Origin of the sequence: Geodermatophilus normandii (genome assembly GCF_003182485.1) — a bacterium.
In the GTDB taxonomy this organism is placed as follows: domain Bacteria; phylum Actinomycetota; class Actinomycetes; order Mycobacteriales; family Geodermatophilaceae; genus Geodermatophilus; species Geodermatophilus normandii.
The window spans coordinates 2,947,945-2,961,286 of sequence record NZ_QGTX01000001.1 but is presented as its reverse complement, the minus strand read 5'-3'; the positions used below and the strand labels follow the sequence as shown (position 1 = coordinate 2,961,286).

11 protein-coding genes are annotated in these 13,342 nt (G+C 75.6%); all 11 read right to left on the bottom strand.

What is annotated here, in order from left to right; all coding sequences use genetic code 11:
* Positions 1 to 31: 31 nt before the first annotated feature.
* Positions 32 to 1,783 (bottom strand): ABC transporter substrate-binding protein, encoded by a 1,752-nt coding sequence (locus JD79_RS14420; RefSeq protein WP_110007733.1) that lies wholly within the window; start codon positions 1,781 to 1,783, stop codon positions 32 to 34.
* Between the two features lie 86 nt (positions 1,784 to 1,869).
* Complete coding sequence (tpiA, locus tag JD79_RS14415) at positions 1,870 to 2,679, bottom strand: triose-phosphate isomerase (RefSeq protein WP_110006071.1); 810 nt, start codon at positions 2,677 to 2,679, stop codon at positions 1,870 to 1,872.
* A gap of 11 nt (positions 2,680 to 2,690) precedes the next feature.
* The gene (locus JD79_RS14410; RefSeq protein ID WP_110006070.1) at positions 2,691 to 3,884 is read right to left on the bottom strand and encodes a phosphoglycerate kinase; all 1,194 of its coding nucleotides are present in this window, start codon (positions 3,882 to 3,884) and stop codon (positions 2,691 to 2,693) included.
* A complete protein-coding gene (gene gap, locus JD79_RS14405; protein ID WP_110006069.1) occupies positions 3,884 to 4,891 on the bottom strand; it encodes a type I glyceraldehyde-3-phosphate dehydrogenase in 1,008 nt (335 codons plus the stop codon). The genes JD79_RS14410 and gap overlap by 1 nt, the downstream gene beginning before the upstream one ends.
* Positions 4,892 to 5,003: 112 nt before the next feature.
* Entirely contained in the window at positions 5,004 to 6,677 is a 1,674-nt protein-coding gene (locus JD79_RS14400; protein ID WP_110006068.1) for a histidine kinase N-terminal 7TM domain-containing diguanylate cyclase, read from the bottom strand.
* Positions 6,678 to 6,838: 161 nt separating this feature from the next.
* A complete protein-coding gene (gene whiA, locus JD79_RS14395; protein WP_425454189.1) occupies positions 6,839 to 7,813 on the bottom strand; it encodes a DNA-binding protein WhiA in 975 nt (324 codons plus the stop codon).
* Positions 7,814 to 7,925: 112 nt separating this feature from the next.
* Entirely contained in the window at positions 7,926 to 8,858 is a 933-nt protein-coding gene (locus JD79_RS14390; RefSeq protein WP_245900103.1) for a gluconeogenesis factor YvcK family protein, read from the bottom strand.
* Between the two features lie 41 nt (positions 8,859 to 8,899).
* On the bottom strand, positions 8,900 to 9,883 hold the full coding sequence (rapZ, locus tag JD79_RS14385; protein ID WP_170149210.1) for an RNase adapter RapZ: 984 nt from the start codon (positions 9,881 to 9,883) through the stop codon (positions 8,900 to 8,902).
* A complete protein-coding gene (gene uvrC / locus JD79_RS14380) occupies positions 9,880 to 11,961 on the bottom strand; it encodes an excinuclease ABC subunit UvrC (protein WP_110006066.1) in 2,082 nt (693 codons plus the stop codon). The genes rapZ and uvrC overlap by 4 nt, the downstream gene beginning before the upstream one ends.
* A gap of 56 nt (positions 11,962 to 12,017) precedes the next feature.
* Positions 12,018 to 12,926: an alpha/beta fold hydrolase gene (locus JD79_RS14375; RefSeq protein ID WP_110006065.1), complete on the bottom strand. Its 909-nt coding sequence runs from the start codon at positions 12,924 to 12,926 to the stop codon at positions 12,018 to 12,020.
* Positions 12,927 to 13,011: 85 nt separating this feature from the next.
* Entirely contained in the window at positions 13,012 to 13,293 is a 282-nt protein-coding gene (locus tag JD79_RS14370) for a hypothetical protein (protein WP_110006064.1), read from the bottom strand.
* Positions 13,294 to 13,342: the final 49 nt, after the last annotated feature.

The following is a 13,342-nucleotide window of genomic DNA, read 5'->3' as shown; positions in this document are numbered from 1 at the left end:
CCAGACTAACCGGAGCGCCGGGGCGTCCCGGTCAGCGCACGCCCGCGGTGGCCAGGTCGTGGCCGGCGTAGGGCGCCATGACCAGCCCGTTGTGCAGCCGCTGGCCCGCCAGCAGCTGCACGCGGGTCTCCACCAGCGGCACGTAGGCACCCGTGGCGCCGGCCGCGGTCGCGACCTCCCGCCAGGCGCCGCGCGCGGCCTCCGGGTCGGTGGCCGCGCGGGCGGTGTCGACGAGGGCGGAGACCGCCGGGTCGCCCAGCCGGGCGTAGTCGGTGTTGCCGACCAGGCTGATCGAGCGCCCGTCGACCAGCGGCACGAGGAACGAGCCCGGCGTCGGGAAGTCGGCGGTCCAGGTGGCCAGCACGATGCCGAAGCCGTTGCGGGCGACGTTGTCGGGGCTCCCGACATCGGTCGCGTAGAAGGTCGTCGCCGGCAGTGGCCGCACCTCCACGGTGATCCCGACCTCGGCGAGCTGGTCGCGGACCTCCTCCGCGACGGCGACGCTGGCCGACGCGTCCGGGACGGCCAGCACGGTGCTGAAGCCCTCCGGCTGCCCGCACGCCTCCAGCGCGGCCCGGGCGGCGTCGGGGTCGGGACCCGGGTCGGGGTCCTCGGGGCCGCCGTCCAGCGACCGCGGCCACAGCTGCGAGGTCCGCACGGCGTCGTCGGCCCCGCCCACGGTCTCCTGGACGGCGCGGCGGTCGATGGCGGCGGCCACCGCGGCGCGGCAGTCCGGGCTGGTCATCGGCGCGACGTCGGTGGGCAGCGCGAGCAGCCGGACGGCGCCGGTGGTGAGGTCGTCGACCCGGTCGGCCAGCGGCACGTCCCCGCCGGCGCCCTCCGCGAGCCGGGACTCCGTCGCCGCGTGCAGGCCGGTGCCCGAGATGTCGACGTCGGCCGAGCCCGCCAGCAGCGCCTGGTCCCGCTCGAGGTTGGACAGGCCGGTGCGGACCACGATCCGGTCCGGCAGCGCCGTGCGGACCTCGTCGGTGGCCTGGTCCCACTGCGGGTTCCGGTCGAGCACGATGCCGGTCGCGGCGTCGACGGTGGTGATCGCGTAGGGGCCCGAGGACACCGGGTCGCCGCCGTAGGCGGCGCCGGTGTCCTCGCCGGCGGGCACCGGGCTGCTCGAGGGCAGCGCCAGCACGTAGGGGAAGTCCGGCTGCGCCGACCGCAGGCGGAAGGTGACCGTGAGGTCGTCGGGCGTCTCGATCGCCGCCAGGCCGAGCTTGTCCGGCGCCTCGTCCTGGTACGGCCCGGCGTAGGGGTTGTCGGGGTCGTCGAGCAGGTCCACGACGTAGGTGGGCCCGCCGACGACGACGTCGGAGGCGAAGGACCGCTCGATGCCGTACTTGACGTCGCGGGAGGTGATCGGCGCCCCGCCCTCGAACGAGACGCCCTGCTTCAGGGTGAACGTCCAGGTCAGCCCGCCGTCGGGCGTGGTGCCGGTGTCGGTGGCGAGGTCGGGCACGAGCTCGCCGGTGCGCCCGGGCTCGCTGGCGTAGGTGACCAGGGTGCGGGTGTAGAGCCGCATGAGGTTCCAGACGCCCGGCTGGTAGGACCGCTGCGGGTCGAGGCTGTCGACCTCGCTGGTCACCACGCGCAGCGTGCCGCCGGCCGCGTCGGAGGGCGCGCGGACGCCGTCGACCCCGGCGTCGGGGCCGTCCCCGAGCACCGGGACGCCCGACTCGCCGTCGCCGCCCCCGCTGCAGCTGACCGCCACGGCGACGACGAGCAGGACCACCAGGACGAGCCCGAGGACGCGCCCGGGCACGCCCGTCATCCATCCGGGCAGCCGCGAGGACCGGGAGCGGGTGGGTCGCTGCAGCGTGCTGCCCACCCACCCACCCCCGTTCGGCCGCGGCGGGGCTAGCTGCCCCCTGCGGCGATCCGACAGATCTGCGCGAACTCGTCGGCGTCGAGGCTCGCGCCCCCGACGAGTGCACCGTCGACGTCCGGCCCGGCCAGGATCCCGGCCGTGTTGGCGGCCTTCACCGACCCGCCGTAGAGGATACGGACCACCGCGGCCGTCTCCGGGCCGAAACGCCCGTCGAGGCGCGACCGGAGTGCGCCACAGACCTCCTGGGCGTCCTCGGGGGTGGCCACCTCGCCGGTGCCGATCGCCCAGACCGGCTCGTAGGCGAGCACGACGCCGTCGACCTGCTCGGCCGACAGCCCCTCCAGCGCGGCGTCGAGCTGGTCGGTGCAGTGCGCCACGTGCTGCCCGGCGCGGCGCACGTCGAGGCCCTCGCCCACGCACAGGATCGGCGTGAGGCCGTGCCGCAGGGCCGCCTGCACCTTGGCCGCCACCGTGGCGTCGTCCTCGCCGTGCAGCGCGCGCCGCTCGGAGTGGCCGACGACGACGTGGCCGCAGGCCAGCGCGGCGAGCATCGCACCGCTGACCTCGCCGGTGTAGGCGCCGGAGTCGTGCGCCGACAGGTCCTGCGCGCCGTAGCCGACGGGCAGCTTGTCGCCGGTCACCAGCGTCTGCACGCTGCGCAGCGCGGTGAACGGCGGCAGGACCACCACCTCGGCGTCGTCGAGGTCCTTCTCGGTGAGGCTGAAGACGAGCTTCTGCACCAGGCCGATGGCCTCCAGGTGCGTCATGTGCATCTTCCAGTTGCCCGCGATCAGCGGCCGGCGGCCGGTGCGCGGAGGACGCGGCTGGCTGCGTGCCATCGCTGCTCCCCTCAGTCCGCCAGCACCGCGAGGCCCGGCAGCTCCCGGCCCTCGAGGTACTCCAGCGACGCGCCGCCGCCGGTGCTGATGTGCCCGTAGGAGGCCTCGTCGAGGCCGAGCTGGCGGACCGCGGCGGCGGAGTCGCCCCCGCCGACCACCGACAGCCCGTCGACGGCGGCCACGGCCTCGGCGACGCCGCGGGTGCCGGCCTGGAAGGGGCCGAGCTCGAAGACGCCCATCGGGCCGTTCCAGAACACCGTGCGCGCCCCGGCCAGCTCGCCACCGAAGGCCTCGACCGTGCGCGGGCCGACGTCGAGGCCCATCTGGTCGCCGGGGATCTGCTCGACGGGGACGACGGTGGTCTCGGTGTCGGCGCTGAACTCCGGCGCGCAGACGACGTCGAGCGGCAGCACGATCCGCTCCCCCGCCTCGGCCAGCAGCCGGCGGCAGGTGTCGACCTGGTCGGCCTCGAGCAGCGACGTCCCGACGCCGTGGCCCTGCGCGGCCAGGAAGGTGAAGCACATGCCCCCGCCGACCAGCAGCCGGTCGACCTTGGGCAGCAGCGCCTCGATGACGGCGAGCTTGTCGCTGACCTTCGACCCGCCGAGCACCACGACGTAGGGCCGGTCGGGGTCGCTGGTCAGCCGGGTGAGCACGTCGAGCTCGGTGGCCACCAGCCGGCCGGCCGCGTGCGGGAGCCGCCGGGCGACGTCGTACACCGAGGCGTGCTTCCGGTGCACGGCGCCGAACGCGTCGTCGACGTAGACGTCGGCGAGCGCGGCCAGCCGGTCGGCGAGCTCGCCGCGCTCGGCGTCGTCCTTGGACGTCTCGGCGGCCTCGAAGCGGACGTTCTCCAGCAGCAGGACGTCGCCGTCGCCGAGGGCCGCGGCCTTCCCCCGCGCGTCCTCGCCGGCGACGTCGGAGGCCAGCGGGACGTCGGTGCCGAGCAGCTCGCCGAGCCGCGCCGCGACCGGGGCGAGGGAGTACCGCGGGTCGGGCGCGCCCTTCGGCCGGCCCAGGTGCGCGGCCACGACGACGCGGGCGCCGGCGTCGCGCAGGGCCTGCAGCGTGGGCAGGCTGGCGCGGATCCGGCCGTCGTCGGTGATCGCCCCGGTCTGCTTGTCGAGGGGGACGTTCAGGTCGGCGCGCAGGAGCACGCGCCGGCCCGACACCCCCTCGGCGAGCAGGTCGTCGAGGGACCGCATCAGAGGGAGGCGCCGACGAGCTCGACGGAGTCGACCAGCCGGTTGGAGTAGCCCCACTCGTTGTCGTACCAGCCCAGGACCTTGACCATCGGGCCGAAGACCTTGGTCAGCTTCGCGTCGTAGATGCACGAGGCCGGGTCGGTGACGATGTCGGAGGAGACGATCGGCGCCGAGGTGTAGGTGAGGATCCCGGCGAGGGGGCCGGACTCGGCGGCGGCGCGGTAGGCGGCGTCGACGTCGTCGGCCGAGGCCTCGCGGGTCAGCTGGACGGTGAGGTCGGTGGCCGAGCCGGTGGGGACGGGCACGCGCATGGCGTAGCCGTCGAGCTTGCCCTTCAGCTCCGGCAGGACCAGGCCGATCGCCTTGGCCGCGCCGGTCGAGGTCGGGACGATGTTGAGCGCGGCGGCGCGGGCGCGGCGGAGGTCCTTGTGCGGGCCGTCCTGCAGGTTCTGGTCGGCGGTGTAGGCGTGGATCGTCGTCATCAGGCCGCGCTCGATGCCGAAGGCGTCGTTGAGCACCTTGGCCAGCGGGGCCAGGCAGTTGGTGGTGCAGGACGCGTTGCTGATGATCGTCTGCGAGCCGTCGTACTGGTCGTGGTTGACGCCCATGACGATGGTGAGGTCGTCGCCGGTGGCCGGCGCGGAGATGACGACCTTCTTGGCGCCGCCCTTGTCCACGTGCTTGCGCGCGTCGTCGGCCTTGGTGAAGAAGCCGGTGGACTCCACGACGACGTCGACGCCGAGGTCGCCCCACGGCAGCGCGGCCGGGTCCCGCTCGGAGAGCACCTTCATGGTCTTCCCGGCGATGTCGATGCCGCCGTCGGAGGCCGCGACGTCCTCGCTGAGCACGCCCAGGATGCTGTCGTACTTGAGCAGGTGGGCCAGGACCTCCGGGCTGGTCAGGTCGTTGACCGCCACGATCTCGATGTCCTTGCCACTGGCCGCGGCGGCCCGCCAGAAGTTGCGGCCGATCCGGCCGAACCCGTTGATGCCCACGCGTACGGTCACGAGCTGACCTCCATGTGTCCCGGCGACGCCCGTCGCCCCGTCGGCCGCGCGGCGCGCGGCCTCGATCGGGGACGACCCTATCGGCCGCGGCGGCGGGCGTCCCGGGGCGCGGTCAGACCCCGGGGACGAGCTCCTGCAGGTCGCCCGGCGGCGCGGGTGCGGGGACGGCGGGCCGCGGCGCCGGTTCGGCGGCGACCACGCGGTCGCGTCCGGTGGCCTTGGCCGTGTACAGCGCGCGGTCGGCGGCCTCCAGCAGCGCGGCCGCCGAGGTGCCGTCGGCCGGGCAGACCGCGACGCCGACGCTGACGGTGACGCCCACGGTCTCGCCGTCGAGGAGGTGCCGGCCGGCGGCGACCTCACGGCGGACCTGCTCGGCGCGGACGAGCGCCTGCTCGCGACCGGCGCCGGGCAGCACGACCACGAACTCCTCGCCGCCGAGACGCGCGGCCGTGTCGCCGTCGCGGACGGCACCGGAGAGGGCGCCGGCGACGGCGGTGAGCACCCGGTCACCGGCGGCGTGGCCGAAGCGGTCGTTGACGCCCTTGAAGTGGTCGACGTCGACGACGAGCAGGGACAGCTGCCCGGTGCGCGGGCGGCGGGCCAGGTCCGCCTCCAGCGCCCGGTCCAGGTACCGGCGGTTGTGCAGCCCGGTCAGCGGGTCGCGGACGGCCTCCTCGGCGAGGACGGCGCGCAGCCGCTCGATGACCTCGACCTGCTCGGCGAGCTGCCGGTTGAGCCGCTCGACGGCGACCTGCCGCTCCTGCTGCTCGCTGACGTCGCGGACGACGAGGATCCGGCCGAGCGCGCGGCCGCGGGGGTCGGAGACGGCGGAGTCCCGCACGTCCAGCCAGACCCCGGGCCGCACCTCGGCGACGCGGTGGCCGTCGAGCCGCTCGGTGGTGCCGAGGACGGCGACCGCCTGCGGGCCGGCGACCGCGGTGAGCGGGCGGCCGACCGGGTCGCCGTCGAGGTCGGGGCGCAGGCGGTGCAGCATCCGGGTGGCGGCGGGGTTGCAGTCGATGAGGACGCCGTCGGGGTCGACGACGAGCACGGCGTCGGGGACGGTGTCGACGACCTGCTCGCGGGCGACGGGGACCAGCCGCAGCAGCCCGCCGCGGAAGATGGCCCACGAGTCGACGAGGCCGGTGAGCAGGAAGAACAGCGGGGTGACGTCGGTGCCGCGCCCGTCGAGCTGCGAGGACACCGCGACGACGTTGCCGGCGGTCGACAGCGCCGCCGAGGCCAGCAGGATGCCGATCTGGCGCCGGAAGACGCCTCCCGACCGCATCCAGCGGCGCGCCAGGTGGGTGTAGGCCACGCCCACGAGGACGTAGGAGTAGCCGGTGTGGGCCAGGAACAGCGGCCCGAAGGTCACCGTCGCCTCGCCCCCGTCCGGAGCGGCGGCCATCCCGGACATGACCTGGTCGCGGGTCGCCGGCAGCACCGCCAGCACGACCATGACGACCGGCTCGACCAGCAGCAGCGCCGTCCGCCGCGGGGCGGGACGCCAGGAGGGGTCGGAGACGGTGCGGGCGAGGACGTAGGTGCCGATGACCACCAGGCCGACGGAGGCGAGCAGCAGCGGGACGTAGACCCGGCGCACGAGGTCGGTGGCGACCGCGTAGACGGCGACGTCGGCGGCCGACCAGACGGCGACGCCGGACATGGTGGCCGCGAGAGCGGTGGCCGCGGGGGTGCGGTCGCGCCGTCGCCAGGCGAGGACCCCGGTGCAGACGGCGACCAGCGTCGCGCCGGCGAACACCGCCGCCCACAGCTGTGGCGTCATCCCGGGCTCCCGTCGTCCCGGCGGGCTCGTCGCACCCGCCGCTGCCGGGACATTCGGCCCCCGGTCGTCCGACCTGGAGCCGGGCGCCCCCAAGGGGTGAGACGGCACCGGGGCGCCCTCCCCGGGAGGAGGGCGCCCCGGCGACGGCGAGGACCGGCCCGCTACTGGGCGAGCATGTCCTCGGTGACGACCGACTCGGTGTCGGGGATGCCGAGGTCCTTGGCGCGCTTGTCGGCCATGGCCAGGAGGCGCCGTATGCGGCCGGCGACGGCGTCCTTGGTCATCGGCGGGTCGGCGCGCTGGCCGAGCTCCTCCAGCGAGGCCTGGCCGTGCTCGAGGCGCAGCCGCCCGGCGACCAGCAGGTGCTCGGGGGCGTCGCCGGCGAGGATCTCCAGGGCCCGCTCCACGCGGGCGCTGGCCGCCACCGCGGCGCGGGCCGAGCGGCGCAGGTTGGCGTCGTCGAAGTTGGCCAGCCGGTTGGCGGTGGCCCGGACCTCGCGGCGCATCCGCCGCTCCTCCCAGGCCAGGACCGCGTCGTGCGCGCCCATGCGCGTCAGCAGGGCACTGATCGCGTCGCCGTCGCGGACGACCACGCGGTCGGCGCCGCGGACCTCGCGCGCCTTGGCGGCGATGCCGAGCCGGCGCGCCGCGCCGACCAGCGCCATGGCCGCCTCGGGGCCCGGGCAGGTCACCTCCAGCGAGGAGGACCGGCCGGGCTCGGTGAGCGAGCCGTGCGCGAGGAAGGCGCCCCGCCAGGCGGCCTCGGCGTCGTTGATGCTGCCGGAGACCACCGACGGCGGCAGCCCGCGCACCGGGCGGCCGCGCTGGTCGACCAGCCCGGTCTGCCGGGCCAGGCCCTCGCCGTGCTTGGCGATGCGGACCAGGTAGCGCACGCCGCGGCGGATGTTGCCGCCGGCGAGCACGCTGACCCCGCTGGTGTAGCCGTAGACCTCGCTGATGTCCCGGCGCAGCCGGCGCGCGACCGAGCCGGTGTCCAGCTCGGCCTCGATCACGACCCGGCCGCCCACGATGTGCAGGCCCCCGGAGAAGCGCAGCAGCGCGGTGACCTCGGCCTTGCGCTCGGAGGTCCGCGTGCACTCCACCCGGGACAGCTCGTCCTTGACCATGGCGGTCATCGCCACGACGACCACCCCCTGCTCTGCTGCGGCGCCATCCTCGGCGTCACCTCTCCCCCTCGTACCGTCCGCGCACCACCGTCCCCGGTGCGCCGGCTGGGACCGTTCCCCCTCACCGCGCCCCGACCACCGGGGCCAGCGCGGCCGAGAGCCGCGCGGGGTCGTGGCGTGGTGAGCCGTCGGGCGCGGCGACCGGAGCCAGGACCAGCTCGGCGCCGCACTCGCGCACCGCTGACAGGAGACCACAGCGGTCAACCACCGATTCCGCATCCGCGACCACGGTGTGCAGCGCCACACCGCCCAGATGCGCCTGCAGCACCCGCAGGTGCTCCTCCGGGGAGAACCCGTCCGTCTCGCCCGGCTGCGGCTCCAGGTTGAGCACCACGACGACGCGGGCGCTCGTGGCGGCCAGCGCGGCGCGCAGCCGCGGCACCAGCAGGTGCGGCAGCACCGAGGTGTACCAGGACCCCGGGCCCAGCGAGACGACGTCTGCGGCGGCGATCGCGGCGAGGACGTCGGGGTGCACGGGCGGGTCCGGCGGCGACACGAGGATGTCGCGGACCCGGCCGGGCGTGGAGGCGATCGCGACCTGCCCGCGGATGGTGCGGGTGCGCGCGGGGTCGTCGGGGTCGACGGTCTCCACGCGGGCGACGAGGTCCAGCGGCACGTCGGCCATGGGCAGCACCCGGCCGCACGCGCCGACGAGCCCGCAGACGGCGTCGAGGGCACGGACGGTGTCGCCGCCGTGCAGCTCCACCAGCCCGGTGAGGAGGAGGTTGCCGACCGGGTGCCCGGCGAGGACGCCGGTGCCGCCGAGCCGGTGCTGCAGCAGCCGGGCCATCTCCTGCCGGCCGGGGTCGTCGCCGGCGAGCGCCGCCAGGGCCATGCGGAGGTCACCGGGCGGGAGGACCGGCATCTCCCGGCGGATGCGCCCGGAGGAGCCGCCGTCGTCGGCCACGGTGACGACGGCGGTCAGCTCGGGGGTGAGCCGCCGCCAGGCGCCCAGCGCGGCGGCCAGGCCGTGCCCGCCGCCGAGGGCGACCACGCGCGGAGGAGCCCCTGACCCCGGAGCGGCCGTGCCGCCCACTACTCGCGGCCCAGGTCGCGGTGGCGCGCGACCGTGTCGATGCCCTCGGCGGCCAGCCGCCGGGTGAACTCCTCGGCGATGGCGACGCTGCGGTGCTTGCCGCCGGTGCAGCCGACCGCGAGCGTCAGGTAGCGCTTGCCCTCGCGCCGGTAGCCGGGGATCAGCAGCCGCAGCACCTCGGTGTAGCGGTCGAGGAAGGGCCCGGCGGCCTCCTGCCCCAGCACGTAGTCGCGCACGTCGGGGTCCTGCCCCGTGTGCGGGCGCAGCTCCGGCAGCCAGTGCGGGTTGGGCAGGAACCGCGCGTCGACGACGAGGTCGGCGTCCAGGGGCAGCCCGTACTTGAAGCCGAAGCTCAGCACGGTCGCCGTCAGCGGCGGGGTGCGGCCCTCCCGGGCGAAGGCGTTCTCCAGGGTCGCGCGCAGCTGGTGCACGTTCAGGTCGCTGGTGTCGACCCACAGGTCGGCCTCGCCGGCGATCCCGGTGAGCAGGGCCCGCTCGGCGGTGATGCCGTCGAGGATGCGGCCCGAGCCCTGCAGCGGGTGCTCGCGCCGGTTGGACTCGTAGCGCCGCACGAGCACCTCGTCGCGGGCGTGCACGAAGACCACCCGCGGCTTGTGCCCGGCCTCGGCGAGCACCCGGATGGCCTCCTGCAGGTCGCTGGAGAACGCCCGGCTGCGGACGTCGACGACGGCGGCGAACCGCCGGACGTCACCGCGGGCGCCGAGCTCGACCATGGGCGTCAGCAGGGCCGGCGGCAGGTTGTCGACCACGTACCAGCCGAGGTCCTCCAGCACCCGCCCGGCGCTGTTCTTGCCGGCGCCCGAGAGGCCGGTGACGACGACGACCTCGACCGGCGGGGTCTCGGTGCTCGCGCCGTCGAGCCCGGCGGGGACGTCGGCCTGCGGCCCGAGCTGTCCCTCGGGGGCGGCCGTCTCGTGGGTCGGCGCCGCGGTCCCCTCGCCGGTCAGCTGCTCCTCGCTCACGAGGCGACCCGGCCGACCTCGGCGGTGTCCCCGGCCGCGGCGCGGGGCGTGCCCCGCTCGGCCGGCCCGCTCGGGGCCGTCGTGGACTCCACCGTGCCCTCGACCGGGACGTCGACCGTGCCCTCGACCGGGACGTCGGGCGCCGGCCGCTCCGGCGCGCCCCCGCCCGCGGGCTCGGCGACCGCGGCCAGCACCGCCTCGGCGGTCCGCCGGCCGATGCCGGGCACGGCCACGAGCTCCTCGACGGAGGCCGCGCGCAGCCGCTTGAGGGACCCGAACTGCTTCATCAGCGCCTTCCGCCGCGTCTCCCCGAGACCGGGGACGTCGTCCAACAGGGAGACCAGCATGCTGACCGAACGCTTCTGCCGGTGGTAGGTGATGGCGAACCGGTGGGCCTCGTCGCGCACCCGCTGCAGCAGGTACAGCGCCTCGGAGGTGCGCGGCAGGATCACCGGGTCGCTCTCGCCCGGCAGCCACACCTCCTCCATCCGCTTGGCCAGCCCGCAGACGGCGACGTCGACGACCCCGAGCTCCTCCAGCGAGCGCGCCGCCGCCGCCACCTGCGGGGCGCCGCCGTCGACGACGAGCAGGTTGGGCGGGTAGGCGAACCGGCGCGGGCGGCCCTCCTCGGCGGCGATGCCCTGCTCGTCGCGCCGGTCGGCCTCCTCCTTGAGGTGGCGGGCGAAGCGGCGGCGGACGACCTCGGCCATGGCCGCGGTGTCGTCGGTGCCCTCGTGCACGGAGAAGCGCCGGTAGTCCGACTTCTTGGCCAGGCCGTCCTCGAACACGACCATCGAGGCGACGACGTTGGTCTGCTGCACGTGGCTGATGTCGATGCACTCGATGCGCAGCGGCGCCTCGGGCAGCTCGAGGGCCTCCTGCAGCTCCGACAGCGCCAGCGAGCGGGCGGTGAGGTCGCTGGAGCGCTTGACCCGGTGCCGGGCGAAGGACTCCTTGGCGTTGCGCTCGACGGTCTCCATGAGGTTCCGCTTGTCGCCGCGCTGCGGGACCCGCAGCGACACCCGGGAGCCGCGCAGCTCGCTGAGCAGCTCCTCGTAGACGTCGGCGTCGTCGGGGAGCTCGGGGACGAGCACCTCCTTGGGCACCGCCTCGCCGGCCTCGGTGGCGCCGGTGGCCTCGTCGACGCCGCCGTAGACCTGCAGGAGGAACTGCTCCACCAGCTCGCCGGTGGTGACCTCCTCGACCTTGTCGATGATCCAGCCGCGCTGGCCGCGGACCCGGCCGCCGCGCACGTGGAACACCTGGACGGCGGCCTCGAGCTCGTCCTGGGCGAAGGCGACGACGTCGGCGTCGGTGCCGTCGCCGAGGACGACGGCCTGCTTCTCCATGGCCCGCCGGAGGGCGCCGAGGTCGTCGCGCAGCCGGGCGGCCTTCTCGTACTCCATCGCCTCGGCGGCCTCGGCCATCTCCCGCTCCAGCCGCTTGACCATCAGGTCGGTGCGGCCGGCCATGAAGTCGCAGAAGTCCTCGACGATCGCCCGGTGCTCGTCGGCGCTGACCCGGCCGACGCACGGCGCGGCGCACTTGCCGATGTAACCGAGCAGGCAGGGCCGGCCGATCTGCCCGGCGCGCTTGAAGACGCCGTTGGAGCAGGTGCGCGCGGGGAAGACGCGGGTGAGCGTGTCGAGGGTCTCGCGGATCGCCCAGGCGTGCGCGTAGGGCCCGAAGTAGCGGACGCCCTTCTTCTTCGGCCCGCGCATCACCTGCAGCCGCGGGTACTCCTCGTTGAGCGTCACGGCCAGCGACGGGTAGCTCTTGTCGTCGCGGTAGCGGACGTTGAACCGCGGGTCGAACTCCTTGATCCAGTTGTACTCGAGCTGGAGGGCCTCGACCTCGGTGCCGACGACGGTCCACTCCACGCTCGCCGCCGTCGTCACCATCTGGCGGGTGCGCGGGTGCAGACCGGCGACGTCGGCGAAGTAGCTGTTCAGCCGCTGGCGCAGGCTCTTGGCCTTGCCGACGTAGACGACCCGGCCGTTCGGGTCACGGAACTTGTAGACGCCCGGGCTCTCGGGGATGCTCCCGACCGCCGGGCGGTACGTGGACGGGTCGGGCACGCCACCACAGTAGGTGGGACCGCCGACGGTCCGCCGGGGAACTCCACCGGTGTGGTTCAGGTCAGGCGCGCCTCCAGCCACGACAGCAGGTCGGCGGTCACCTCGTCGCGGTTGGTCTCGTTGAAGACCTCGTGCCGGGCGTCGGGGTACACGTGCTGCTCGACCGGCAGGCCGCGCTCGCGGAGCAGCCCGGCCAGCGCGGTGACCTGCGCGGCGTCCTCGCCGCCCACGGGGTCGCGCTGCCCGGACAGCAGCAGCACCGGCAGCCCGGCGGGCAGGTCCGCCACGGCCTCGCGCGTCGCGCAGCCCGCGACGAGGGCGAACATCCCGGCGGCGTAGCCGTACGTGGGCGGGAAGTCGTCGCCGCACAGCGGGTCGGCCAGGTAGTCGTCGACCTCGGCCTCGTCTCGGGAGAGCCAGTCGTGCGGCGTGCGGGCGGGCTCGAAGGGGGCGTTGAAGGTGCTGAGGGCGTCCATCGGCTGGTCGCCCATCCCGCCGGCGACGGCGGCCTCCAGCTGCGGCACCGCGGCGGCCATGTGCGGGGCGACGCCGATCGGCCCCGAGAGCACCAGCCCGGCCAGGCCGGCGCCGTCGCGCTCGGCCGAGGCCAGGGCCACCGCCGAGCCCAGGGAGTGGCCGAGCAGGAACCGCGGGACGCCGGGGTGCTCGTCGGCCAGCCGCCGCCCGAGGTCGCGGACGTCGTCGAGGACGTCGTCGCTGCCCGCGCCGTCGCCGAATCGGCCGGCGCCCGTGGACTCCGCGGTCAGCCCGTGCCCGCGCTGGTCGAGCGCGGCCACCGCGAACCCGCGGGCGGTCAGGGCCGCGGCCAGCCGCCCGTAGCGGCCGGCGTGCTCGGACAGCCCGTGCACCACCTGGACGGTCGCGCGCACCTCCCCGTCCGGGGCCCAGCGGCGCTCGGCCAGGCGGGCACCGTGGGACGCGGTGGTGAACGTGGGGTCGGTCATGGGGCTGGCCTCCTGGGACGTCGTCGTCGGAGGTCAGCCTGCCGTCCTGCACCCGCTCCCGCAGCCGGACGGCCGCGGCGCGGGGTCAGCCCACCGGGTGCGAGCGGTGCAGGGCGGGCAGGTGCACCGCGGCGACGGCGCGCTGCCCCAGGCGGACGGTGCGGGCGCCCAGCACGAGCGCGGCGACCAGCCCGACCCCGCCGGCCAGGAACGCCACGGCACCGGGGACGGCGAGCTCACCGGTGGTGGTGAGGGCGGCCACCGTGACGAGCGCGGCCAGGACCACGGTCGACCGGATCCGCGGGCCGGTCACCGGTGATCCGCAGTTGGACAGGTCGGGATCGCAGTCGGGCGTGAGCGCGCTCATGGGCGTCTCCTCCATCGAGGACCCGGCCACGCCGAACCGACGGCGTGAC